Annotated in this window: 23 protein-coding genes; 17 read left to right on the top strand and 6 right to left on the bottom strand. The window is 59.2% G+C overall.

Annotation, left to right across the window (positions count from 1 at the left end; genetic code table 11):
- The first annotated feature begins 244 nt into the window (after positions 1-244).
- The 11 genes from SCT_RS17680 (at position 245) to SCT_RS10900 (ending at position 13,552) form a co-directional block, all read left to right on the top strand.
- Positions 245-913: a response regulator transcription factor gene (locus tag SCT_RS17680; protein ID WP_059422879.1), complete on the top strand. Its 669-nt coding sequence runs from the start codon at positions 245-247 to the stop codon at positions 911-913.
- On the top strand, positions 910-2,310 hold the full coding sequence (locus SCT_RS10855; protein ID WP_059422880.1) for a sensor histidine kinase: 1,401 nt from the start codon (positions 910-912) through the stop codon (positions 2,308-2,310). Before SCT_RS17680 ends, SCT_RS10855 begins: the two co-directional genes overlap by 4 nt.
- Before the next feature lie 91 nt (positions 2,311-2,401).
- On the top strand, positions 2,402-2,788 hold the full coding sequence (locus SCT_RS10860) for a hypothetical protein (protein ID WP_059422882.1): 387 nt from the start codon (positions 2,402-2,404) through the stop codon (positions 2,786-2,788).
- 89 nt (positions 2,789-2,877) lie between these two features.
- On the top strand, positions 2,878-3,996 hold the full coding sequence (locus SCT_RS10865; protein ID WP_059422884.1) for an efflux RND transporter periplasmic adaptor subunit: 1,119 nt from the start codon (positions 2,878-2,880) through the stop codon (positions 3,994-3,996).
- The gene (locus SCT_RS10870) at positions 3,996-7,073 is read left to right on the top strand and encodes an efflux RND transporter permease subunit (RefSeq protein WP_059422886.1); all 3,078 of its coding nucleotides are present in this window, start codon (positions 3,996-3,998) and stop codon (positions 7,071-7,073) included. Before SCT_RS10865 ends, SCT_RS10870 begins: the two co-directional genes overlap by 1 nt.
- The gene (locus SCT_RS10875) at positions 7,070-7,381 is read left to right on the top strand and encodes a DUF3240 family protein (protein ID WP_059422888.1); all 312 of its coding nucleotides are present in this window, start codon (positions 7,070-7,072) and stop codon (positions 7,379-7,381) included. The genes SCT_RS10870 and SCT_RS10875 overlap by 4 nt, the downstream gene beginning before the upstream one ends.
- Entirely contained in the window at positions 7,378-8,646 is a 1,269-nt protein-coding gene (locus tag SCT_RS10880; protein WP_059422891.1) for a TolC family protein, read from the top strand. The genes SCT_RS10875 and SCT_RS10880 overlap by 4 nt, the downstream gene beginning before the upstream one ends.
- 88 nt (positions 8,647-8,734) lie before the next feature.
- A complete protein-coding gene (locus SCT_RS10885) occupies positions 8,735-9,388 on the top strand; it encodes a B12-binding domain-containing protein (RefSeq protein WP_059422893.1) in 654 nt (217 codons plus the stop codon).
- A gap of 106 nt (positions 9,389-9,494) precedes the next feature.
- Positions 9,495-10,505 (top strand): uroporphyrinogen decarboxylase family protein, encoded by a 1,011-nt coding sequence (locus tag SCT_RS10890; RefSeq protein ID WP_059422895.1) that lies wholly within the window; start codon positions 9,495-9,497, stop codon positions 10,503-10,505.
- Between the two features lie 3 nt (positions 10,506-10,508).
- Positions 10,509-12,113, top strand: coding sequence for an ASKHA domain-containing protein (locus SCT_RS10895; protein WP_059422900.1), 1,605 nt, complete (start codon positions 10,509-10,511; stop codon positions 12,111-12,113).
- On the top strand, positions 12,113-13,552 hold the full coding sequence (locus tag SCT_RS10900) for an HD-GYP domain-containing protein (protein ID WP_059422902.1): 1,440 nt from the start codon (positions 12,113-12,115) through the stop codon (positions 13,550-13,552). Before SCT_RS10895 ends, SCT_RS10900 begins: the two co-directional genes overlap by 1 nt.
- On the opposite strand, the gene murI is transcribed toward SCT_RS10900, so the two are convergent.
- The 3 genes from murI to SCT_RS17505 are packed head-to-tail and all read right to left on the bottom strand — an operon-like array spanning position 13,553 to position 15,475.
- Positions 13,553-14,359 (bottom strand): glutamate racemase, encoded by an 807-nt coding sequence (gene murI, locus SCT_RS10905; RefSeq protein ID WP_059422905.1) that lies wholly within the window; start codon positions 14,357-14,359, stop codon positions 13,553-13,555.
- A 40-nt stretch (positions 14,360-14,399) separates the two neighbouring features.
- On the bottom strand, positions 14,400-15,140 hold the full coding sequence (locus SCT_RS10910) for an MFS transporter (protein ID WP_202812148.1): 741 nt from the start codon (positions 15,138-15,140) through the stop codon (positions 14,400-14,402).
- Positions 15,104-15,475, bottom strand: a complete 372-nt coding sequence (locus tag SCT_RS17505; protein ID WP_202812149.1) for a hypothetical protein — start codon at positions 15,473-15,475, stop codon at positions 15,104-15,106. Before SCT_RS17505 ends, SCT_RS10910 begins: the two co-directional genes overlap by 37 nt.
- Before the next feature lie 139 nt (positions 15,476-15,614).
- Between SCT_RS17505 and SCT_RS10915 the strand changes: the two genes are divergently transcribed.
- Positions 15,615-16,427, top strand: coding sequence for a cytochrome c (locus SCT_RS10915; protein ID WP_237759665.1), 813 nt, complete (start codon positions 15,615-15,617; stop codon positions 16,425-16,427).
- Here SCT_RS10915 and queG read toward each other — a convergent pair.
- A complete protein-coding gene (gene queG, locus SCT_RS10920; RefSeq protein ID WP_059422907.1) occupies positions 16,408-17,487 on the bottom strand; it encodes a tRNA epoxyqueuosine(34) reductase QueG in 1,080 nt (359 codons plus the stop codon). The genes SCT_RS10915 and queG overlap by 20 nt on opposite strands.
- Here queG and tsaE point away from each other — a divergent pair.
- Both tsaE and SCT_RS10930 read left to right on the top strand, forming a co-directional pair.
- The gene (tsaE, locus tag SCT_RS10925) at positions 17,482-17,967 is read left to right on the top strand and encodes a tRNA (adenosine(37)-N6)-threonylcarbamoyltransferase complex ATPase subunit type 1 TsaE (protein WP_202812150.1); all 486 of its coding nucleotides are present in this window, start codon (positions 17,482-17,484) and stop codon (positions 17,965-17,967) included. The two genes, queG and tsaE, sit on opposite strands and share 6 nt — an antisense overlap.
- Positions 17,946-19,268, top strand: a complete 1,323-nt coding sequence (locus tag SCT_RS10930; RefSeq protein WP_059422912.1) for an N-acetylmuramoyl-L-alanine amidase — start codon at positions 17,946-17,948, stop codon at positions 19,266-19,268. Before tsaE ends, SCT_RS10930 begins: the two co-directional genes overlap by 22 nt.
- Before the next feature lie 40 nt (positions 19,269-19,308).
- Here SCT_RS10930 and SCT_RS10935 read toward each other — a convergent pair whose 3' ends face one another.
- On the bottom strand, positions 19,309-19,602 hold the full coding sequence (locus tag SCT_RS10935) for a TusE/DsrC/DsvC family sulfur relay protein (RefSeq protein ID WP_009204907.1): 294 nt from the start codon (positions 19,600-19,602) through the stop codon (positions 19,309-19,311).
- A 369-nt stretch (positions 19,603-19,971) separates the two neighbouring features.
- Between SCT_RS10935 and SCT_RS10940 the strand changes: the two genes are divergently transcribed.
- Positions 19,972-21,165: a glycosyltransferase gene (locus tag SCT_RS10940; RefSeq protein ID WP_059422916.1), complete on the top strand. Its 1,194-nt coding sequence runs from the start codon at positions 19,972-19,974 to the stop codon at positions 21,163-21,165.
- A gap of 1 nt (position 21,166) precedes the next feature.
- Here SCT_RS10940 and SCT_RS10945 read toward each other — a convergent pair whose 3' ends face one another.
- The gene (locus SCT_RS10945) at positions 21,167-21,955 is read right to left on the bottom strand and encodes a UDP-2,3-diacylglucosamine diphosphatase (RefSeq protein ID WP_059422922.1); all 789 of its coding nucleotides are present in this window, start codon (positions 21,953-21,955) and stop codon (positions 21,167-21,169) included.
- A 218-nt stretch (positions 21,956-22,173) separates the two neighbouring features.
- Here SCT_RS10945 and mutL point away from each other — a divergent pair, with 218 nt between their 5' ends.
- Both mutL and miaA read left to right on the top strand, forming a co-directional pair.
- A complete protein-coding gene (mutL, locus tag SCT_RS10950; RefSeq protein ID WP_059422924.1) occupies positions 22,174-23,928 on the top strand; it encodes a DNA mismatch repair endonuclease MutL in 1,755 nt (584 codons plus the stop codon).
- 173 nt (positions 23,929-24,101) lie between these two features.
- Positions 24,102-25,004 carry a tRNA (adenosine(37)-N6)-dimethylallyltransferase MiaA gene (gene miaA / locus SCT_RS10955; RefSeq protein WP_059422925.1) on the top strand — a complete coding sequence of 301 codons (903 nt, stop codon included), beginning with the start codon at positions 24,102-24,104 and terminating at the stop codon, positions 25,002-25,004.
- Positions 25,005-25,228 lie beyond the last annotated feature (224 nt).

Raw genomic sequence — 25,228 nt, forward strand, 5'->3', positions numbered from 1 at the left:
AGACCGTCCCTTTTTCATACCCAATAGATCTCAGCTTTTTGTTTGGCCTGCCTGTATTAACCAATCCGCTGCATTAATAAACAATCCAAAGTATCATGCGGCTATCGGCGTTAGGGTCGGTAGACTAACGCGCTATCCTGTCGCAAACATGACATGAAGCTGACAAAATCCTGACAGGGTTAGTATCAAGAGCAAAGTTGCTCTACGATTTCATTCAAAAGTCGACCATAGGGATTAATTCCGCATGCATGTTCTTTTAGTAGAAGACGACTCAACTCTTGCCGATGGGATATCTCGAATCTTGAAATCCCACGGCATGGCTGTTGACGTCGTGGATAACGGCAGCGATGCGGATTCGATTTTGCAGCACGCGGAAATTGCGGTCATGATCCTGGATATCGGCCTTCCCGGTATCGATGGCTTTGAAGTGGTGCGACGGTTGCGTGCGCGGGGCAGTCATCTTCCTGTGCTGTTGCTGACAGCGCGTGACGCCATTCAGGATCGTGTCCATGGATTGGAACTTGGCGCCGACGACTATTTGGTCAAACCCTTCGCTACTCCAGAACTCGTCGCTCGTTTGAAGGCATTGGTAAGGAGGAGCAACCCTAAGCCGGTTGAATGGCGCGTCGGTGGATTGTCTTTGGATACATTTACCAAACGTGTCCGCATTAACGATCAACCGGTAGAGTTGTCCGTCCGGGAATGGGCGGTTCTCGAATATCTGATTCAACAAGCATCTCGGGTGGTGTCCAAACAACAGATCATTGATGCGATCCTTCCGTGGGGGGAAGAATTGACGCTGAATGCCGTAGAGGTATATGTCTCCCGAATCCGTCTGAAAATCTCAGGCGCCGGCGTTGTGATACGCACGATTCGGGGCTTCGGTTACATGCTGGAGAAAGAGGTTCCGTGACGCCAAGCATTCGGCTGAATCTGCTTAAGTGGCTCATTGCCCCCCTTTTGTTGATTAATTTAATTGGGGCGGGTCTTACTTACTGGCTTGCATGGGCTCCCGCACAAATTGCGTTTGACCAAAGTCTGGCAGATGCAGCATGGGCACTTGTCCCCAGACTGAGGGAAACACGGGGAACTGTCCTGGTCGACCTGCCGCAGGAGGCGGAGCAGGTTCTGCGAGTGGATCATTTCGATGCCATCTATTTTACCGTTCGCAATGCGGCAGGAATGACGATTACAGGCGATATGGATTTCCCGACATTGTTTCCGGCTGAGAGATTGAACGATCCTGCGGCCTATGATGGATCAATGCGAGGAGAATCTGTTCGCATCATCGCGCTTAAAACAAATGTGGGTACAGAACCCGTGTTCATAGGCGTGGCCGAAACATTGCGGAAGCGAACCCATATACGATCCGTGATTTTGGTTTCGTTGCTGTTGCTGGAAGGTCTTTTGGCTTTTGTTTCTATTTTCATAGTTTGGTGGGCGGTAACGAAAGGGCTGCTGCCTCTCAAAAAAATGCAGACGGACTTAAATTCACGTAATTATGATGACCTGTCACCTGTCAGGGAATACGATGTTCCATTGGAACTGCGCCCCGTGGTCAATGCGATCAATGGCTTGCTCAGTAAAGTGCTAATAGGTGCCAGTGCGCAGCAGAATTTCCTTGCCAATATTGCTCACCAACTCCGGACGCCCTTGGCCGGAATTAAAATGCAACTCGAATGGCTACAGCGACGCTATGCTGCTGAGTCCGAAACGGCTCATTCGGCCAAGCTGATGATGTCCTCGACAGAAAGGATGATTCGACAAACCAACCAGTTATTGGCGCTCGCACGTGCCGAGCCAAGCCAGTTCGAGAAAGCACGCCTTGAGATAGTTGAATTGGATAAGCTGGTCGAGGAATCCATTCAACATTTTGTGGAGGAGGCTAATAAAAAAGACATTGATTTGGGATTCAATTTGCATCCGACCAAAGTGATGGGCGACCGTTTTCTGCTGCGCGACATGATCGACAATCTAATTGACAACGCGATTCGCTACTCTCCAAATGAGGGCGTGGTTACAATAAACTGCTTTCAAAATGCGCATCAGGGAATCTTATCGGTAGAAGATTCCGGTCCAGGCATCGCGCCGTCTGAGAAGGATCTGATATTTAATCGCTTTTATCGCCTCAATGACAAAATAGCTGGTAGCGGTTTAGGATTGGCTATTGTGCGGGACATCGTTAAAGATCATGGTGCAGAGATTGAGCTGACATCCGGTTCGTATGGGAAAGGAACGATTATTTCTGTGCAGTTTCCCAGAATCATCTCGGAAAGTTCCGACAGCTCCGTACGTGGTGGTGCGCCATAGGCGGATGTGCTTTAGACTGTGGACGCCATTCAGGCGAAATGCGAGTCAATAAAGATTGTCGCCCGTGGAAATTCTGGTTTAGAATGTGTCTATGAGTAAGACTATAAAGAATTACTGCCTGATTCTGGTGCTGACATTCCTGCAATGTCTGGTGCCGATTCTGCATGCCCATGCAGGTGGTGTGCATGCTTCATCTCATGTGCATGTACATGACCACGGACTGGAGTTGTCGGCTTTCCATGCGGCGCATGCAACGGAACTCAAGGCCGACATGAGCGACTCGCCCGTGGTGGGCGCCGCCTGTGAATTCAGGCGCGACCTCGCGAATGACGGCTTTAACGGGGCGCTGCCTGGCACCCTCTGCTTGATCGTGCCATATTTGGCATATGTTGTTGTTATTGATTCATCTTCTATACTTCCCTATATGCCCTTTCGGGCCGGGCCGCCTCCGTCTCAGGCGCCGCCTGCAATCGTTTAAGCATTCCTTAAGTTAGCTAGTTCACAATCTTTGCTGCCGTTCTCGCTGGAGAAACGGCAGGATCTATTCGTATTTTCAAGGAGACAGATATGCGGAAAGCGCAATATTTGCGCGCTTCCCTGGGAGCGCTGCTGCTATGCGGTTTTATTGTCATAACACCGCTTTATGCCGGCGATGAAATCAAGTTGTCCCCGACCCAGGCCAAGGCCATGGGCGTGGTTACGGCTCCGCTCGCCAGTACTGTCATGACGGCCGGAAAAGGGTTGCCGGCGAGGGTGGTGATACCGAACCATCAGTTGCATATCGTAGCCGCACCGCTCGCCGGGTTGGTGGAAAGCATGTCGGTGGCGCCCAGTCAGGCGGTAAAAAAAGGCCAGGTTCTGGCCCGTTTGCAAAGCCCGGGCTTGGTGGAAATTCAGCGCGGCTTCCTGCAGGCGGCGACCCAGGCACAGTTGGCACGCGATTCCCTGAGCCGTGACGAGAAGCTGTTCAAGGAAGGCATTATTGCCGAAAGCCGATATCTTGCCGCCAGGAGCCGTCAGGTCGAGGCCGTGGCGGCATTGTCCGAGCGGCGCCAGGCTCTTGCACTTGCAGGCCTGAGCGGAGCCGCATTGCAGCGGCTGGAAAAGAGCCATGCCATGTCCGGTACCATCGAGATCACCGCGCCAGTCAACGGCGTAGCGCTTGAGTTGATGGCGGTGCCGGGCCAGCGTATCGAGGCTGCCTCGCCACTGGTGAAGCTGGCGCAGATCGTGCCGCTGTGGCTGGAAATTCAGGCGCCAATTGCTCAGGTTTTCGGCCTGAAGGCTGGCAGTGTGGTTAGTGTGCCGGCTTATCAGGCGAGCGGGAAGGTGGTGCAAATCGGTCGTGGCGTGGAGGAAGGCAGCCAGACCGTAACGGTGCGCGCCGAGATTCGTCAGGGTGCAGAGAATCTGCGTCCGGGCCAGTTCGTCGAGGCCGTGCTGGCCGTCGACGGTGATGACAAGCACTGGCATGTACCCAATAGCGCATTGGTGCGACAGCGTGATCAGGCCTATGTATTCGTTCAGACTGCGACGGGTTTTCTCGCCCGGTCAGTGAAACTGGGTGGCGAGACGGCTGGGAACACTGTGGTGATTGCGGAATTCAAGGGTGACGAGCGCATCGCAGTGGGCGGCACGGTTTCACTCAAGGCGATGTGGCAAGGGCTGGCGGCGGGGGGCGAATAATGCTGACGCGGATAATCGAATTTGCCCTCACCCAGCGTCTGGCGGTGATAGTGACCACTCTGGTGCTGATCGGTGCTGGCGCGGTCGCCTTCAAGCAGTTGCCGATCGACGCTTTCCCTGACGTTTCATCGACCCAGGTCAAGGTCATTATCAAGGCACCGGGGATGACGCCGGAGGAGGTTGAATCGCGCATCGTGGCGCCGATCGAGGTGGAGCTCCTGGGTATCCCCTACAAGAAAATCCTGCGTTCGGTGTCGAAGTATGCCCTGACCGATATCACTATCGATTTCGAGGACGGCACCGACATCTACTGGGCGCGCAACCAAGTGGCGGAACGCCTGGGCAGCGTGATGAAAGACCTGCCTGCCGGCGTCAGTGGCGGGCTTGCGCCGATCACCACGCCGCTGGGTGAGATGCTGATGTTCACCATCGATGGCGGCGACCTCACCCCGCTGGAACGGCGCGCCTTGCTCGACTGGGTGATCCGTCCGGCGTTGCGTACCTTGCCGGGCGTGGCGGACGTCAACGCTCTGGGTGGCCTGGTGCGCACCTTTGAAGTGGTGCCGGACAACGCGGCCATGCAGGCGCGCGGCATTGCCATGGCACAGTTGCAGCAGGCACTGGAGGTCAATAATCGCAATGACGGCGCTGGCCGTCTCAAGGATGGTGAGGAAGTTCTGCTGGTACGTAGCGAGGGGGCGATCAAGAGCCTCGACGACCTGCGCGCCATCGTCGTCAGTAGCCGCGACGGCCAAGCGGTGCGCGTGGGGGATGTGGCGACGGTGCGCATCGGCCACCTGAGTCGTTACGGAGCTGTCACCAAGGACGGCAAGGGTGAGGCAGTGGAAGGGCTGGTGCTGGGTTTGCGCGGCGCCAATGCACAGACCGTGGTGAACGGCGTCAAGGCGAGGTTGAAGGAAATCGCGCCTTCGCTCCCGCCCGGCGTCAAGACCGAGATTTTCTATGACCGCGGCAGCCTGGTTGAGCGTGCCGTCGGCACAGTTTCCAGGGCGTTGATGGAAGCGATCGTGCTGGTGGTGATCCTGCTCCTGCTGTTTTTGGGCAATCTGCGTGCCGCCATCGTGGTGGCGGTAACGCTGCCGCTGGCGGCACTGTTTACCTTCATCCTGATGCGCCTGTTCGGCATGTCGGCCAACCTGATGAGCCTGGGCGGCCTCGCCATCGCCATCGGTATGCTGGTGGACGCTGCCGTGGTGGTGGTTGAGAACGTGGTTTCCCATCTCGCCCACGACCGGAGCTCGAAGAATATCCCGCACCTGCATGTGATTTTCCGGGCGGTCAAGGAAGTGGTGATGCCGGTGGCTTCCGGCGTGGTGATCATCATCGTGGTGTTCCTGCCTCTGCTGACCTTGCAGGGTCTGGAAGGCAAGCTGTTTATCCCGGTGGCGCTGACCATCATATTCGCGCTGGCCGGCTCGCTGATTCTGTCGCTTACCGCTATTCCGGTGCTGGCATCCTATATGTTGAAACAGGGCGCCCATGGCGACCCGTGGCTGGTGCGCAAGCTCACCGCGGTTTACATGCCCGCGCTCGGCTGGGCGCTCAGGCATGCCAAGCTTGTTGCCATCGGCGCGGTGGCTGCGCTGGCCTTGACGGTGGCGGTGTATCCGATGATCGGCAAGACCTTCATGCCGACGATGGATGAGGGCGACATCATCATTGGCGTGGAAAAACTGCCTTCCATCAGCCTGGAGGAATCGACGGCGCTGGATCTGCGCCTGCAGCAGGCGATCATGGCGCGGGTGCCGGAAGTGAAGGGGGTAGTGGCGCGTGCGGGCTCGGACGAACTCGGTCTCGACCCGATGGGCTTTAACCAGACCGATACTTTCCTGGTGCTGAAGCCGCGCGAGCAGTGGCGCAAGCCCGATAAGGAATGGCTTACCGACCAGTTGCGCGAAGTGCTCAAGGACTTTCCCGGCATCGCCCACAGCTTCACCCAGCCCATCGACATGCGTGTTTCCGAGATGGTCATCGGCGTGCGCGGCGACGTCGCGGTGAAGGTTTTCGGTCCCGATCTCGCCACCCTCAACCAGCAGGCGGAAAAAATCGAGACCGTGCTCAAGGGTATCAAGGGTAACGAGGACGTTTACCGGGTGATGAACGATGGGGTGCAGTACATGAAAATCGAGATCGACCGCCTTGCCGCCGGACGTATGGGGCTGACGGTGGATGAGATCGGTAACGCCCTGCGTTCCCAGCTTGAAGGCCAGGTGCTGGGCATGGTGCTGGAAGGCGTGCGACGTACGCCGGTACTGCTGCGCGGCAGCGATGCCGTGCGCGATATCCCGGCGGTGTTTGCTGATCTGCGCCTGACCCTGCCTTCCGGCCAGAGCGTGCCGTTGGCGAGCGTGGCTCACCTCAAGCGGGTGGATGGACCGGTCAAGATCGATAGGGAAAACTCGCAGCGCTACGCGGTGGTGCAAAGCAATGTGCGCGGTCGCGACCTGGTCAGTTTCGTTGAGGAGGCGAAGCTGGCGGTGGAAAAACTGGCGCCATCACCGGCCGGCTATAGTCTCACTTGGGGGGGGCAGTTCGAGAACCAGCAGCGCGCCGCGGCACGGCTCGCCATTGTGGTGCCGGTCGCCTTGGCCCTGATCCATCTGCTGCTGTTCGTCACTTTCGGTTCGATGCGCCAGGCGTGGTTGGTGTTCGCCAATATTCCCTTCGCCCTGATCGGGGGAGTATGGGCTCTGTGGCTTTCGGGTGAATACCTGTCGGTCCCGGCGTCGGTCGGATTCATCGCTCTGTTGGGTATTGCGGTGCTGAACGGCGTGGTGATGGTGAGTTATTTCAACCAGCTTCGGGATCAGGGCATGGCACTGGCCGAAGTGGTGGTGGAGGGCTCCCGGCGCCGCCTGCGGCCGGTAATGATGACCGCCAGTATTACCGCCTTCGGCCTGATCCCACTGCTGTTCGCCAGCGGTCCCGGATCGGAGATCCAGAAGCCGTTGGCGATCGTGGTGATCGGCGGGCTACTGAGTTCGACACTGCTGACATTGATCATCCTGCCGCTGCTCTACCAGCGGTTCGGCATGGTTGGAGAGGATAAACAATGAAACAACCAGATTGCTGTCTGACCATCGTTTTTTCCAAGGCGCTGGAAGATGACATGATTGACCACTTGCTTGAACACCCCGAACTGGCAAGTGGTTTTACTACATACGAGGTTGAGGGGCACGGGCAGGTTGCCGTCTACCACAGCGTCAACGAGCAGGTGCGCGGCCGGGCGCGGCGGGTGAAGATGGAAGTGGCGATGGAGCATGAGGATGCACAGACGCTGATTGCCCATTTCAAGGAAACCCTGCCGAGCCGGGATATCGTCTACTGGATTGCTCCGATCAATGAATTCGGGAGGTTCGCATGAACAGAATGCTTTTATTCATCATGCTCTCGGCCTCACTGCCCGCAATGGCAGCTGAAACATTGGCCAATTATCCCGATCTGCCGTCGCCGGCAACCGTTGAGGCAGCGATCAGGAACAGCCCGGATGTGCTGTCCGCCCAGGCTGGCATCAAGGTCGGTGAGGCGGTGCGCCAGCGCCTGCAGGCTGGCGAGCATGAGGTCACCATGCGCGTGATGGGGCAGCGGCGCAGCATTAATCCCTCCGAGCGCTACCGGGAGTGGGATATCGGGCTGGAGCGGGCTATCCGCCTGCCCGGCAAGGCCGCGCTCGACGGCAAGATGGGAGACGTCGAGGTGGAGCGTTCGCACACCCTGTATGGCGATGCGCTGCATGAAACGGGGCGTGTTCTGCTGAAGGCATGGTTTTCCTGGAACAGGGAGCGGTCTCAGTCGCAGCAATGGGCGGATCAAGTGGAACTATTGAAGAACCAGGCTGGAATCGTCGCCAAGCGGGTGCGCGCGGGCGATGCGCCGCGGCTGGAAAGCGACCTTGCCGAAGCCGCTGTGGCGCAGGCGGAAAGCACGCTGTACCAGGCTAGGCTGCGTCAGCAGGTGGCTGCCAATGAGCTCGGTCAGCGCTTTCCGGCGATTTCCTTGCCGACAGCGGTGCCTGCATCGGCTCCTGTGCCTTTGCAGCAGGGGCTGGAATACTGGCAGGAAGAAATCCTCAAGCACAACCACGAACTTGGTGTGGCACGCAGCGAGGCGTCGCTGGGAAGGCTGCACTCGGAGCGTTCGTCCGCCGACAAACTTCCCGACCCCACCGTTGGCTTGCGTTTTGGCGGTGAGCGGGACAGCGCCGAGCACATCGTCGGCCTGCATGTGTCGTTTCCCTTCCCCGGTGGCGCGCGCTCGGCCCGGGCAGACGAAGGCAGGGCAATGGCGGAGATGGCGGCACAGCGCGAGGCGGCCATCTTGCGCAAGGTCACTGCCGAGTCGGTCAACAGTTTTGCGGCAGCCCAGGCTGCCTACGGCGGCTGGCAAAGCGCCCAGAGCGTAGCCGAGAAGATGCGCGGCAATGCCGAATTGATGGCGCGCGCCTATTCGCTAGGCGAGATGGGCTTGCCGGAAGTGCTGACAGCGCGCAGACAGGCGCTGGAAGCTAATCTAGCGGCCGCTCTGGCGCGCCTGGATGCGGCCGAAACCCGTTATCGCTTGTTGCTCGATGCGCACCAACTATGGCCGCTGGATGCCGACGAAGAGGGCGAGGGTCACGCGCACCATTAAAGGCAATGCGCCAGGAATTCGATTTTTCCTTTTGTCTGCCTGTCGGGTACTACAATGAAGGAATCTACTCTGTCCTGATGCGGTCGCCATGATCAACCCGGAAATGAACAAGCTGGTGGAGGTCCTGCTGGAAGGGGGCCACGCTGCTGCACTGTCCGAGGCACGGCGTCTGCGCACTGCAGGCATGGCGTCCGAGCGGATCGTGACGGAAGGGCTGGAAGCGGCGATGCAGCGGCTCGATGACAAGTGCACCGTGGAAAGCTTCAACCTGCTCGAAATCATGCTGGTCGGGCGCGCGGTATCCGCCGTGGTGAACGAGCTTTATCCGGAGGGTGTACCGCCGGAGCAGGGTCGCGATACCTTCGTCATCGCCACGCTGGAGGGCGATGTCCATGACTTGGGCAAGAACATCACCAAGATGGTGCTGATCGGCAAGGGTTACCGGGTGGTCGATCTGGGCAAGGACTGCCCGGTGGAAGCCCTGGTGAATGCGGCCGAGCGCGAGCACGCCCATGCCGTTCTGGTAAGCGGCCTGATCACGCCAGTTATTCCGCAGGTGCGCAAGGTCAGGTCCGCGCTGGTCGAGCGCGGCCTGGGTGGCATCAGGGTAGTGGCGGGCGGCGCCGCGCTGAAGCAGTCCTCGGCCGAGGCGCTGAACGTGGATTACGTGGCGGAAACAGCGTTCGATGGAGCGCGCTACCTGGATAGCCTAGTGGTGCATAAGGCGGAGGGGGCGGCATGAGCAGGGAGCAGGGGCTCCGCGCAGCGGGGATGCGACCGTCCGCGATTGCCGCCGGTCTCCCGACGCCTTGTCGCCGGGTCTGCACCACATGTTCGGAGGGAGCGGCATGAACAGCCTGGAGCGGATCAAGGCCGCGATTTCTTTTGCTCCGGTCGACCGCACCCCGGCCGTGCCGCAGCTGTTCGGCCACGCTGCCGCGCTGGCCAGCGTGGCGCTGGGGGATTACCTGCGCGACGGCGGCCTGCTGGCGCGCTGCCAGATCGAGGCCCTGGAACACTATGGACACGACGTCGTGTTCGCCTTCATGGATTTGTGCGTGGAGACCGAGGCGGTCGGCTCCATTCTGCGATACCGCGACAACCAGTATCCGGATGTGGCTTCCTATGTGCTCGCGCCCTCCAGCAGCGTGTCGGCGCTGGCCGTGCCCGACCCCACCGTTGCCGGGCGCATGCCGGAGCTGCTGCGGGCGGCGGGAATCCTGCGCCGCGAGCTGGACGATACGGTGCTGGTGGCCGGCTGCGTTGCCGGTCCGATGACCCTGACGACCCAGTTGCTCGGCATCGAAACCGCGCTCTACCTGGCGGCGGACGATCCGGTGAGGTTCGAAAAAATCCTCGATTTTTCCGCCTCGGTCGCGATCCGCTACGGCACTGCCCAGATCGAGGCGGGCGTCCATCTGCCCATCGTGTTCGATCCCTCCGCTTCTCCGGCGGTGGTGCCGCCGCAGTTCTTCCGCGAACTGCTGCTGCCCAGGCTGCAGCGGGTCTTCGCCTCGTTCCGGCAGGCCGGGGCACTGGCCAACTGGCTCAACATCGCCGGGCCGACCGAAACCACCCTGCCTTATTATCCGGAGGCCGGGGCGGATATCGCCAACTTCGACTACTACGTCGAGCCGCAGCGGGCGCAACAGCTGCTCCCCCACATCTGTCTCGACGGCAACCTGAAGTCGCTGCTGTTCGTCGAGGCGTCGCCGGACGAAGTGACCGCCGCCGCTTCCCGGCTGGTCGCTGCATTTGCTGACCGGGGCGGCTTCCTGCTTTCATCCGGCTGCGAAATCCCGCCCGAGGCGAAGCCGGAAAATATCGCCGCCATGGTGGCGGCATGCCGAGGAGGATGAGGCATGCCGGAGCTGATCCTCGGCATCGACGGCGAGACCCACCGCATTCCTTTCGAACTCGGTCCGTCAGTCCGCGAGATTCTGGATGCGACCGATTTTCGCGTGCGTTCCGGCTGCCGCGGCATCGGCGCGTGCGGTCTGTGCCGGGTGCGCGTGGCTGGAGGCGAAGCCGGGGAGCCGACACAGAACGAGCGCCTGCACCTGACTTCGGCACAGCTTTCCCAAGGCGTACGGCTGGCCTGCCAAGTCAGTCCACGCCACGACATGCAAGTCGAAATTCTCAACTCCGCGCCGCCGTCGAACTGGAAATCGTCCCCGGATACGGCTTTGCTGCATACCCTCCGCGAACAGGCGGTTGAGGGGAGGTGGCTGCCGCCGGGAGTCAAGCATCCGTGCGGCGTGGCGGTGGATTTGGGCACGACGCATGTGTGCCTGTCGCTATTCGATCTGGCCAAGGGGCAGTGGCTGGCCGATCGCTGGGGGCGCAACCCGCAGCAGAATTTCGGTGCTGACGTTATCACCCGCCTCGCGGCGGCGGCAGAATTGCCCGGTGCGGCGCGGGAAATGAGCCGGCTGGCGGTGGCGGCGATCGGTGAGGCGCTGCTCGACATCGCTACGCGCGAGGGCTTCGATCCGCGCCGCATCGTCAATGTCACTCTGGTCGGCAATACGGCGATGCTGGCCCTGCTTTCCAGCCGCAATTTCGAGCTGCTGCTGCAGCCGGAATACTGGACGCAACCGGTGGATTGCCAGCCTCTGGAAACTTCGGGCTGGGTGGCGGAGTGGGAGATCAACCCGGTGGCCGAGGTTGATGTGGTCGCCCCGCTGGCCGGGTTCGTCGGCTCCGACCTGCTGGCGGGGCTGGTGTCCACGCGCTTTACCGAGGATGCGGCGCCGGCGCTGTTCATCGATTTCGGCACCAATTCCGAGATCGCGTTGTGGAGCGGCGAAGAGTTGTGGGTGACCGCTTCTGCGGGTGGACCGGCCTTTGAAAGCAGCGGTATCAGCTGCGGCGCGCCGGCGGAGGTGGGTGCGGTGTTCCGGGTGAGTCTGGATTCCGCGGGCGACCTGGCCTGCCAGATCATCGGCGACGACCGTGCCAAGGGGGTGTGCGGGTCGGGTCTGGTGGATCTGATCGCTTGCCTGCTCGACTCAGGCAGGTTGACTAGCGCCGGCAAGTTCGCCAGCGGCGAAACGGGGTATACCTTCAGCGCGGGCGGAAGGGAGCTGACTCTGACCAAGGGCGATGTGGACCTGATACAGCGCGCCAAGGCCGCCATCGGAGTCGGCATCGGGGCGCTGTGCGGCCATGCCGGGGTGGGCCTTAAGGAACTGCGCCGGGTGTGCGTGGGCGGAGCATTCGGGCGCTATCTGGATGTCGGCAGCGCCCAGGCGATCGGGCTGCTGCCGCCGGTTCCACCGGAAACTGTGGAGCTTGCCGGCAACACTGCTCTGGCTGGCTGCTGCGATGTCATGCTGTCGTCGCTGGCGGCGGAGCGACTGAAGGAGTTGCGCAGCCGCGCCCGGCTCGTCAACCTGGCGAGCTATCCCGATTTCGACCAGGCATTTTTCGAAAATCTGTACCTTCAGCCGTTGCAGGTGCTCTGATGAATGAAGTGTTTTCAGGGAAAGACCCGCACTTCGATGCCGTGATCAAGACTGCGCAATATCTGGCAGGCCTCACCAGCGACCGGGATATCTGGGCAGAGCTGGGGAAGGTGGTGACCCAATTTTTTGGCGCGGACATCGTTGCTTTCGCCGGACGGCGCCCGGATGGCAGGGTCATCGTCCACTCCTGCAGTCCGGCTGATGCAAGCCTTTGCCCCCGCCTGGTCGAAGCGGCCGGGAAGACCATTTCCCAGGTGCTGGAAAGCGGCTTTCTTGCAACCGAAACGCTGGAGCTGCCACAGGCCTGTTCAGTCGCCTTCCTGCCGTTGACCGAGGGCCGCCGCACCGCGACCGTGATGTTGGTGGGGTATCGCAACGACGCGCCCTTGTCCAGGGAGCTGCTCAATGTCTATCTTGCCGTGGCGGGCCTGTTCGATACCACGCTTGCGCGCATCGCCTCGGAGCACCGTTTTATCAGCATGGCGGACAACGTGCCGGAAATGCTGTACCAGATGCTGCGTTATCCGGATGGAAAGGCCCGCTTCACCTACGTCAGCAAGGGCTCCAGCGGGGTGCTGGGGCTGCCTCCGGATGAACTGCTGGCCGATGCGGCGGCGTTCGTCGACGGATTTCACGTCGAGGACCGGCAAGGCTACGAGGCGGCGCTGGCCCGGTGCGAGGCCGGGTCGATCCGCCTGAACCAGGCCTTTCGCTGGCTTGACCGGGCGGGTGGGGTCAGGCATATCCTGCTTAATGCCATGCCGAGCGCGCAGGAGGACGGCAGCGTGGTGTGGGACGGCGCCGCCCAGGACATCACCGAGCGCGAGCGGCTCGAAGCCGAGCGCAAGCACAGCCTGGAGCAACTGGAAAACAGCATGGAGGAAACCGTTCAGGCCATCGCCACGACCATCGAGATGCGCGATCCCTACACCGCCGGGCACCAGCGCCGCGTCGCCGGGCTCGCCCAGCACATCGCCGAGGAAATGCGCCTGCCGGAGGAGGAGGTTCACGGCATTTACCTTGCCGCCACCATCCACGACATCGGAAAAATCCACATCCCAGCCGAAATCTTGAGCTTCCCCGGCAAGCTTGGGGAGATTGAATATGCACTGATCAAGGTTCATGTCCAAGCTGGCTATGACATCCTGAAAAATATCGAATTCCCCTGGCCGGTGGCGCAGATGGTGTACCAGCACCATGAACATCTGGACGGCAGCGGTTACCCGCGCGGGCTGAAGGGCGACGAGATCATGCTCGGTGCGCGCATCCTGTGCGTGGCTGACGTGGTTGAATCAATGGCCTCGTTCCGCCCCTATCGGCCGGGGCTTGGCGCCGAGAAGGCGCTGGCGGAGATCAGGGAGAACCGCGGCAGGCTGTACGACGCCGCGGTGGTGGATGTATGTCTGGGGTTGTTCGCGAAGGGCTACGAGTTCAGGTAGTTACCATTTCACCACATGCACATTGGACAACGTGCGGCCGAGGAAGCGCTCGCCGATGGTCTGGAAGCGGAGCGGCACGTCGGTGACGTAAAATTCGTAGCGAGGTGCAGTGCGCTGGGGATTGGACAGGTTCATTTCGGTGAGCAGTGCAGCGGTTTCCTCCGCCATCGCCTCGGCCGAATCCACCAGCCTCACACTTGGCCCCACTACCTCCTGCAGCAGCGGCTTGAGCAGGGGGTAATGGGTGCAGCCCAGCACCAAGGTGTCAATGTCCTGTGCCAGTACCGGTTTCAGGTATTCCTGCGCGGTCAGTCGCGTGACCAGGTGATCCAGCCAACCTTCCTCGACCAGCGGCACGAAGAGCGGGCAGGCCTGGGAGAAAATCCGCACCTCCGGCTCGTACTGATGAATGGCGCGGGCATAGGCGTTGCTGTTGATGGTGGTAGGGGTGCCGATCACACCCACCTGTTTCTTCGTCGTGGTGGCGATAGCGCCGAGCGCGCCGGCGTCGATCACGTCCAGCACCGGCACAGGGGAAAGATCCTTCACCACCTGCGAGGCCACCGCTGCCATGGTGTTGCAGGCAACGACCAGCAGCTTGACCTCCTTGGCGAGCAGGAATTCAGCGATCTGGGTGGTGTAGTGGGCGATGGTTTCGACCGATTTCACGCCGTAGGGTACGCGCGCGGTGTCGCCGAAATAGACGATGTTCTCGAACGGCAGGCGCTCCATCAGGGCGCGTACCACAGTGAGGCCGCCTACGCCTGAATCGAATACGCCGATGGGGTTGCTGGAGTCGGGATGCATGGGGTTGCCAGGAATTTTCCAGGAAGAATGCGGCATTATATTACGGATGTGGCGTGTGCTGCTTTGGCGCCACCCAGAATTTCAGCATTATTGCTGCCAGAATCGCGCAGCCGGCGGAAAAGCCGAATGCCGTTTCCGGCCTGAAGCTCTGCCACAGCCAGCCGAACAGAATCGAGGCGGGTAGCAGCATGATGCCGGCGGTGAGGTTGAACCAGCCGTAGGCAGTGCCGAGCAGTTCCTTGGGCGCGAGGTCGGCGACCAGCGCCTTTTCCGCGCCTTCAGTCGCCGCCATGAACAGGCCGTAGAAGGCGAACATTGGCCACAGCAGCCACAGCACATCGCCGTTCAAGCCTAGAAACAGGTAGAACAGGCCATAGATTCCCCAGCCGGAAACGATCAGCCGGGTCCGGCCGAAGCGGTCGGACAGCGCCGACAGCGGCGTGGAAAACAGCATCGCGGTAAGCGACACCAGCGCCCACAGTATGGGCACCTGGTAGTCGGGCAGCCCCATCTCTTTCGCGCGCAGCAGCAGGAACATGTTGGAGGAGTTGCCCAGCGTGAACAGCGCCAGCACCAGCAGATAGCGCTTGAAGACGGGCGGGAAGCCCTGCATCGTCCAACTAAAGGCGGGTTTTTTCAGATGTTCTCGTGCTGGCTCACGGATGAACAGTGCCAGCGCGACGGTGATGGCGGTCCATAGCAGAATTTCGCGGATTGGCGTATGTCTCGCCAGGAGCCACGCCGTCAAGAGCGGACCGACCACCGCGCCGGCATTGTCCATGGCGCGGTGGAGCCGAACGCCAGCCCGCGCTGGCCGGGCGATACGCTCAGCGCCAGTAACGGCCGCCCCAGCGCTGCAAGGCTATAGCCGCCCACCACCCAGTATTTGGTAGTGCGCATTCTGTCCGCCAGCACGCCGGAAAACAGTTTGAGCAGGCTGCCGGTCGCTTCCGCGATGCCCTCGATAATGCCCAGAGCCTTGGGTCCGGCCATCAGCACCGATGCCAGGTAAAGAGGCACAAGCGGGTAGATAAGCTCGCTCGCTGCATCGTTGGAGAAGCTGACCAGGCCGAGCAGCCAAACGGTGGAGGGAAGGCTAAGTAATGATTTCAGCAAGATATTTTCTCATGATGGGTTGGCGCCAGTTTAGAGCCGCCTCGAACTTATGACAACAGTGGCTGTTGGTCGGGCCCGGAATTTATCGTACAATCATTTCCCTGATCTGGATCAGATAAACTCCCAGGAGGATATTTAAGTGTTTGGTAAATCAACAAATTATTTGTATCTGATAATGGTTGTTGTGGCGCTTTCGCCGATGGGCGGTATCGCGGCGGACAAGCCGGTGGACAAGACATCTGCCAAAAAAACAGCCAAGACATCGGTCAAGAAGCCGGCAGCCGAGACGTCGGAACCCGCATCCACCAATAAGCCTGTTGCCACCCATATTTCCGCCGCAATCGCGGCGCTCAAGGCCGATCCGGAAACCGGGCGCCAGATCAATGGCGTTTGCGCAGCCTGCCACGGTGATTCCGGGCAGGGCGGCAAAAAGGGCGAATATCCGCGGCTGGCGGGGCAGCATGTCGAATACCTGATGGATCAACTGCACAAGTTCAAAGATCGCAAGCGGACTAACCTGCCGATGTTCCCCTACACCGAGGAGCGCGAGTTGCCGGACGAGGATCTTGTCCATATTGCGGCTTATTTGGCTTCGATCAAGCTGGATACCACCTTTCCTGTCTTCAAGGAATCGGATGACGCGCTGACCCGGTTGCTGGCGGTGGAGAAAGTGCTGAACATTCCGCGTTCAGAAGGGGATGTGGATGCCGGGGCCAAGATCTACAAGACCGAATGCTCTTCCTGCCACAAAAAGGACGGAATGGGCCACAAAACCGTGCCGATGCTGGCTGGCCAGTACACAACTTACCTGAAGCGCCAGATCGACAAATTCATCAAGGGTGAGCGCATTCACGACGAGGAAATGAAGGATCCCAGCAAGGATGTGCTGAACCTCCTCAAGCCTGAAGAAATTCGCGATATCCTGGCTTACCTTACAACGCTTGACGATTAAGCGCCCAGGAAACGTGCTCGCGCACCAGTTCGGAGGGATGGTTTAAACGCTGTTTTAGGGCCGCCGTGATCTCAACGACTGGCCTGGCGTTTCCCAATCCCACCGCCAGATTGCGCAGCCAGCGTTCGTGGCCGATCCTGCGGATTGGGCTGCCGGCGAGCCTGCTGTCGAATTCTTTTTCATTCCACAGGAACAATTCAATCAGGCTGGTATCGTCCAGGCCATGGCGCACGGCGAAGTCGGGCTCACGCGTGAGTTGGCCGAACTTGTTCCACGGGCAGGCCAGTTGGCAGTCGTCGCAGCCGTAGACGCGATTGCCGATCAGGGGGCGCAGTTCCTCCGGGATGCTGCCTTTAAGCTCGATGGTGAGGTAGGAGATGCAGCGCCGTGCATCTACCTGATAGGGCGCGACGATCGCATCGGTGGGGCAGGATGTCATGCAGCTGGTGCAGGTGCCACAGTGGTTTTGCTCGGGTTCGTCGATGGGCAGCGGCAGATCGGTATAGATTTCACCGAGAAAAAACCACGACCCGGCCGAGCGCGACAGCAGCAGCGAATGCTTGCCGCGCCAGCCCAGACCGCTTTTGCTGGCGAGTTCCACTTCCATCACTGGTGCGCTGTCGGTGAAAGCGCGAAACTGGAACGGTCCGATTTCGCTCTGGATTTTTTCCGCCAGCTTCTGCAGTCGAGCCCGGATCAGCTTGTGATAGTCGCGGCCCAGCGCATAGCGCGAGATGTAGGCTTTGCTGCTGTCTTCCATTACCGCCATGCTGTCGTGCGCCTGGGGCGGGAAGTAGGCCATGCGCGCCGTGATCACGCGTAGTGTGCCCGGCACCAGTTCCTGCGGACGGCTACGCTTGACGCCATGGTTTGCCATATAATCCATCTCGCCATGGCAGCCCTGCGCCAACCATTCCAGCAGGCGAGTTTCGGCCTGGCCGAGATCGTTACCGGCGATGCCGATTGCCTGAAAGCCAAATTCCATCCCCCAGGCCTTGATATTATCGGCAAGCTGCCGTAAATCCAGTTGGGAGTAATCAGTGAGAGCGTCCACGTGCATAGTTTAGATGAAAACCGTCAGCCGTCGAAAATAACACGCCATCTGGCCGATGAAGCCGCGACCGATGCGTTCGGCGCGGAGCTGGCTAAGATGCTGAAACCGGGGCTGATGATTACCCTCAGCGGCGACCTTGGCGCCGGCAAGACCGCATTGGTGCGCGCCATGCTGCGTGCGCTGGGTTATCTTGGAAAAGTAAAAAGCCCTACTTATACTCTGGTTGAATTTTATGTGATTTCTAGCTTATACTTATATCACTTTGATTTTTATCGCTTCAATGATCCGGATGAGTGGCACGAGGCGGGCTTTCGGGAATATTTCAACGAAAACTCGGTGTGTCTCGTCGAATGGCCGGAAAAGGCGGGTGGTCTGTTGCCCTCGCCGGACATCAGGATTTCCCTGGACATCCGGGAATCTGGCCGGGATGTTTCGGTTGAAGCGGGCAGTAAAAAGGGTAGGCTATGTTTGCAGGAATTAGAATAGCTCTTGTATTTCTGCTGGTCGCGGCGGCAAGTGCCCATGCAGAAAACGGCATTACCTCGGCGCGGGTCTGGCCGGCGGCCGATTACACGCGGGTCACGCTGGAATCCGCAAGTCCGGTCAAATATCAGTTTCTCGCGGTCAAGAACCCCGATCGCCTGGTGATCGACCTTGAGGGCGTGGACGTCAATTCCGCGCTGGAAGGGCTTGCAGCCAAGGTCGCGGCGGATGACCCTTACATCAAGCTGGTGCGAGTCGCCCGCAACAAGCCGGGCGTGGTACGAGTGGTGCTGGACCTGAAGGGCGAGGTCAAGCCGCAGATGTTCACCCTGCTGCCCTATGGCGAATACGGTCACCGCTTGGTGCTGGATATTTATCCATTACAGCCGGCGGACCCGCTGATGGCACTGCTGGGACAAAAGGAAGTCGCTGTGCCGGGGGGGGGCAAAGAGCAAGCAGAGAAGTCGCGTGAGCTGGCTTTTGCCACCACTCAGGAAAATCCGGCCAGCGATAAGCCTGCTGAGCTTGCAAAGCTGGCAGACAAACCGGCTCGGACTGAAATGCGTGCCTGGAAGCCGGAGGTGTCGCGCCTCATCACCATTGCGATCGACGCCGGACACGGCGGCGAGGACCCTGGCGCACATGGCAAAAATGGCTCCCGAGAAAAGGACGTGACCCTGGCAATCGCCCGCCGTTTGAAAGCACAGGTTGACGTGGAGCCGAACATGCGTGGCGTGCTGATCCGTGACGGCGATTTTTTCATCCCTTTGCATGGCCGCGTGGTCAAGGCGCGCAACGTAAAGGCCGACCTGTTCGTTTCGATTCATGCTGACGCATTCGTCAAGCCAGATGCGCGAGGTTCCTCGGTGTTCGCGCTGTCGGAGCGTGGCGCTACCTCCGCCGCGGCGCGCTGGCTGGCAAAGAAAGAGAACGATGCCGACCTGATCGGCGGCGTCAATATCGACGTCAAGGACGTCTATCTCAAACAGACTCTGCTCGATTTGTCGCAGACTGCTACGATCAACGACAGCCTCAAGCTCGGCAAGGCTGTGCTCGGCGAACTTGGTGGGATAAACGACCTGCACAAGGGCTCGGTAGAACAAGCCGGCTTCGCCGTGCTGAAATCGCCGGACATCCCTTCTATCCTGGTGGAAACCGCATTCATTTCCAACCCCGAGGAAGAGCGTAAGCTTTCGGATGATGGTTATCAGGACAAACTGGCGGCGGCAATACTTGGCGGGATCAAGCACTATTTCGCGAAGAATCCGCCGCTGGCACGCTCAAAGATGGCTAGCGCCGAATAAGGTGCTGGATGCACCGGCGAGCGCCGGTGCGAGTTTTGAATCAAACGCAGCCAGTAGGCTTGGGCAGACCGCCATACTTGGTGATCGGCTTCATTGGTCCGGTCATCCAGAGTTTAAATACGGTGTTTTGTTCTTCGCCCAGGTATTTGGCGAACTTCCGTATCGGTGGCACGCTACCGAATTCTTCGAAATATTCACGGGCTTTTAAGACCTGAGCCCATTTGGCATCATCGAGCACATAACCGTCTGCTTCAGCCATTGCTCGGCCAATCTCCTCTGTCCAAATGTTCATGTCGTCGAGATAACCATCTCCGTCGCGCTCTGGAAGTTCCATATTAAGCATTCCTTTCTGAAATCTGAAATTATTGATAACTACACAGTGCATGATTATTTGCTGTAACTGTGTTTAGTCAACGTTAACTGTAATGCCTCTGTTTAGACCATGTCTCGACATTAGACAATACCCAAGCTAAACAGTCAAGAATTATTTACATAGACGATTTAGAAAATTCTGATGTGCCACAGTGGCATGGCGCCCAGATCTGTATGGAGCATGCATGGCGACATGGGTGCTGTCATTATTCTGTCATCTGACTTTCTTAGAATGACTGTTCCCTATTTTTCCAGGCCTGTTCAAAATGACTGATGGGCGTGATGGAGAGGACAGCTCCGTGCTGTTCCAACTTGAGAAGAGGAATGAACAGTGAAAATCCTGATGATCTCGGATGTCTACTTTCCCCGCGTCAATGGGGTTTCCACCTCTATCGCCACATTCCGGCGTGAACTGGTGGCGCAGGGACACGAGGTACACCTGATCGTACCGGACTATGGTCGGATCACCGAGGATGAGCACAATATCCACCGCATTCCTTCCCGCAACCTGATTCTCGACCCTGAAGACCGGATGATGAAGACCGGGCACGTGATGGCGATGAGGGAATGGCTGCATCAGTCCGATTTCGATATCGTGCACATTCAGACCCCATTCGTGGCTCACTATCTGGGGGTGCGTCTGGCCAAGGAGCTGGGCGTGCCTCGGATCGAAAGCTACCATACCTTCTTCGAGGAATACCTCTACTTCTACGTACCCTTCCTGCCGAAACAGTTTATGCGCTTCATGGCGCGCCGCCTGTCCAGCCACCAGTGCAATAATCTCGACGGGATGGTGGTGCCATCGTCTGCAATGCTGGAAGCCTTGCGTAACTATGGCATCGAAACGCGTGCCAAGGTGATTCCAACCGGGCTGGATCCGAAAAGCTTCGAACCCGGCGATGGCGCAGCCTTCCGCCAGCGCCATGCCATCGCGGCGCAGCGTCCGGTAATGTTGTATGTAGGAAGGGTGGCGTTCGAGAAAAACATCGGCTTCCTGATCAAAGTGCTGGTTCGTGTTCGGCTGGATATTCCAGACGTGCTGCTGGTCGTGGCTGGCGAAGGGCCGGCGCTTTCCAGTTTGAAGCAGGATGTGGACAAGTTGTCGTTGTCGAGCAACGTATTGTTTGTGGGCTACCTCGACCGGCGCCGTGAACTGCCGGGCTGCTACCGTTCGGCGGATGTTTTTGTATTTTCATCGCACACCGAAACGCAAGGGTTGGTGCTGCTGGAGGCCATGGCCCAGGGAGTACCGCTGGTGTCACTCGCCGAGATGGGTGCCAAGGATGTACTCAAACCTGGGCAGGGGGTATTGATTGCCGACAATGATATCGAGGATTTTTCGACAAAATCGGTAAGGTTGTTGCGTGACAAAGAATACGCCTCCAGCCTGGGGGCAATTGGCAGGAGCTATGCGGCGACCTGGTCCGCAGCGGTACTGGCACAGAGATTGGCCGGGTTCTACCAGGCCATGATCGAGCGCCATGCCGAGGTGCCTACCGCCAGCCTCGATCCGCAGCACAACTGATTCAGAGCGGGAGATCCTCGGCCATGGTCGGCAGCTCTTTGCCACTGGTCAGGCTGCCGTTCCAGTGGATCAGTTCCATCCGGCCGTCCAGATGCTCGACAATGGCAGTGCAATTGTCGACCCAGTCGCCGCAGTTCAGGTAAGCCAGGCCGCCGATTTCCTTCATCGCTGGCCAGTGGATATGGCCGCAGATCACGCCGTGCAGGCCGCGCTCACGGGCATGGTGGATGACGGAATCTTCGAAATTGAAAATAAAGCTGATTGCGGTCTTGACCTTGCGCTTGGCGTAGCCGGCAAGCGACCAGTAGCCTGGACGGCGCAAAGTCCTGCGCAGCCAGGAAAGCCAGCTGTTGAGCCACAGCAGGAAATTGTACGAGATGTCGCCGAGCACCGCGACCCAGCGGTGGTGTCGGGTTACCTGGTCGAACTCGTCGCCGTGCAGGAGCAGGTAATTCTCGCCGCTGACCGTGGTGTGAACATATTCGTATTCGACACGGATGTCACCAAATGAGGTGCCGACATATTCGCGCAGCGCCTCGTCGTGATTGCCCGGGATGAAAAATACTTTGGCGCCATGCCTGGAGCGCCGCAGCAGCTTCTGCACGATGGTGTTCTGAGCCGGTGACCAGTAAATCCCGCCACGGCTCATGGCCCAGAAGTCCACGATATCGCCCAGCAGGAACAGGTGTTCGGAAGGATGTTCCTTGAGGAAATCCAGTAGCCGTTCAGCCTGGCAGGCACGGGTGCCCAAGTGCACGTCGGAAATGAAAACGCTGCGGACCTGAGCCATTATTGACTTTTTGCCGAGCTGAATATTGCATATGCCATGAGGCGATATTACGCAGCGATTGTGACAAAGGCGTTACACGGGGCGGCTGCCTGCAGGTGCTACGTCTGAATTGATGCCGGTACGATCAGTTTATGGCGGCTGCGGCGAGGGGATGGTTTCGAATAGTCCGGGCAGAACGGATATAATCATGAACCTTAGTGTTCTGTTCGGATTGTTATATGTCTGTCATCCGGGTTTTGCCCGACCTGCTCATTAACCAGATCGCCGCCGGCGAGGTGGTGGAGCGTCCTGCTTCGGCCTTGAAGGAGCTGCTGGAAAACAGCGTGGACGCAGCGGCAAACGAGATCGCAGTTACCCTGATGCAGGGCGGGATCAAGCAGCTTCGCGTTGCTGATGACGGTATCGGCATTGTCGCGGAGGAACTGGCGTTGGCGCTGGCGCGCCATGCCACCAGCAAGATCGCTACACTCGACGATCTGGAGTCGGTGAATAGTCTCGGTTTTCGGGGCGAAGCGCTGGCCAGTATCGCCGCGGTGTCGCGCCTGTCGTTGACCAGCCGCCGACGGGGGGAGCGTCACGCCTGGAAAGTCGAGGCTGCCGGCGGCGATGTCACCGGGATACAGCCCGCTGCACTGGAATCGGGGACGGCGGTGGAGGTGCAGGACCTGTACTTCAACACCCCGGCGCGGCGCAAGTTCCTCAAAAGCGAGGCGACCGAATATGGTCACTGCGAGGAAATGTTCCGGCGCCTTGCGTTGAGCCGTACCGATATCGGCTTTGCCCTGCAGCATAACGGACGCAAAATCTGGCAGCTTCCTGCGGGTACGATGGAGCGCCGTGCCGCCACTCTGCTTGGCGATGAGTTCGCTGCTGCTTCGGTCATTCTGGACGAGCGTGCCGGCAGCTTGCGCCTGTGGGGTATGGCGAGCCTGCCCGGATTTTCGCGCGGCGGACGCGATGCCCAGTATTTTTACGTCAACGGTCGTTTTGTGCGCGACAAGCTGATCGCTCATGCTATCCGCGAGGCATACAAGGATATTCTGCATAACGACCGCCATCCGGCGTTCGCACTGTTTCTCGAAATCGATCCGGAAGGGGTGGACGTCAATGTGCACCCCACCAAGATCGAAGTGCGTTTCCGCGATGCACGTGCCATCCACCAGTTCATTTTTCATGCCCTGAACAAGGCGCTATCGGCACCGATCCGGGCGCGCCAGGAATCCACTGTTGCACCTATGGTGGAACCGGCGCACCCGGCGTCATTCGCTAGTTATCCTCGGCAGCAGGCCATGCCGCTGGGCGTGGCGGAACGCACCGATCTCTATGCCACCATGTTCGGCCGGATCGGCAGGCCGGAAGCGGCACTGCCGACCGAAGCAGCACCGGAAATTCCCCCGCTCGGCTTCGCTCTGGGGCAGCTGCACGGCGTTTATATTCTGGCCCAAAACGCCAAGGGGCTGGTGATCGTCGACATGCACGCCGCTCATGAGCGGGTGACCTACGAGAAGCTGAAAGCGGCTCTCGACAACCGCGCCGTCGCCATGCAGCCACTACTGATCCCGGTGTCGTTCCATGCCGGGGCGCTGGATGTTGCCGTGGCCGAGGAACATGCCGCCGCATTCAGCGCACTGGGTTTCGACATCGCCATGCTGTCGCCGACCACGCTGGCAGTGCGGGCGCTGCCGGCGCTGCTGCAGGATGCCGATCCGGTATTGCTGGCACGTGATCTGCTCAAGGAATTGCGCGAATTCGGCGCCGACCGGGTGCTCGCCGAGCGGCGCAACGAACTGCTCGCCACGCTGGCCTGCCATGCTTCGGTGCGCGCCAACAGAAAACTGGCCGTGCCGGAAATGAATGCCCTGCTCCGTGAAATGGAGGCCACCGAGCGAGCAGACCAGTGCAATCATGGCCGTCCCACCTGGCGCGAGATTTCCATGGAAGAGCTGGACAAGCTATTCATGCGGGGGAAATAACAGTTGTGGGTGATGAGGAATGGGAGATGAAAACCTCTCGATCAGCCCCCTATCACCTATCATTCCATTTGGCTTCCGGCTGGTCCGGCTTAGGCTGATGGCTTAAATATATGTCAACTCATCACTCGTTACCCATTTCCAATTCCCCTCAACTTCCCCCGGCAATTTTCCTCATGGGCCCCACTGCCAGCGGCAAGACCGGCGTGGCGGTCGATCTGGTGCAGCGCCTGCCATGCGAGATCATCAGTGTGGATTCGGCCATGGTCTATCGTGGCATGGACATCGGTACTGCCAAGCCCGATGCAGAGACATTGGCGGTAGCGCCGCACCACCTGATTGACATTATCGATCCGAGATTAAGTTATTCCGCCGCGCAGTTCCGGCAGGACGCGCTCCGGTTGATGGCAGAGATTACTGCACGCGGCCGTATTCCCCTGCTGGTGGGCGGCACCATGCTGTACTTCAAGGTGCTGCGGCAGGGGCTGAATGACCTGCCTCAAGCTGATCCGGCAACCCGCGCAAGCATCGATGCCATGGCCGCTGAAAGCGGTTGGCCCGCAGTGCATGCGAAACTCGCCCGGCTCGACCCGGTCACTGCTGCGCGCCTAAATCCTGCCGATGCGCAGCGCATCCAGCGTGCCCTGGAAGTGTGTATTCTCAGCGGCCAGACGATGTCTTCGCTACTCGAAAAGGAAGCCATTGCCGACCTGCCTTATAACGTCCATGCCCTAGCCCTGTTGCCGAGTGACCGCGCCGTACTGCACCAGCGCATAGCCCAGCGTTTCGACATCATGCTGGAGCAGGGCTTGATCGATGAGGTGGAGCAATTGCGGCGGAATGATGAGCTTGATCTTTCCCTGCCGTCGATGCGCTGTGTCGGATACCGCCAAGCTTGGCAGTACCTGGATGGAGAATTCGATTTGCCCGAGTTGCGCGAGAAAGGCATCGCCGCCACGCGCCAGCTGGCGAAGCGGCAGTTGACATGGTTGCGTGGCATGGAAGGGATAGTCGAGTTTGACTGCCTGGAGAGAAACTTGACTGCTGTGGTTTTCGACTGGCTCCGTGGGAAGCTATAAAAAAGCGGGGATGTAAAAACCGGGTGTCCGGAATCTATTGTTGAAAATTTCCCATCTGTAGCCGTTGTTTTCGCTATTGTGAGTTGTCATCCAGCATTGAATCAATTTTGGGCGGGGACTGCTTAGTGCCAATTCTGTTGAAAAACCCCACCCTTTAGCCCCCTGTTTGTGATATGATATAGACATATTATGGATACAAGGAATCACGCCATGATGGGTCATCA

The organism is Sulfuricella sp. T08, from assembly GCF_000971475.1.
Lineage (GTDB): Bacteria > Pseudomonadota > Gammaproteobacteria > Burkholderiales > Sulfuricellaceae > Sulfuricella.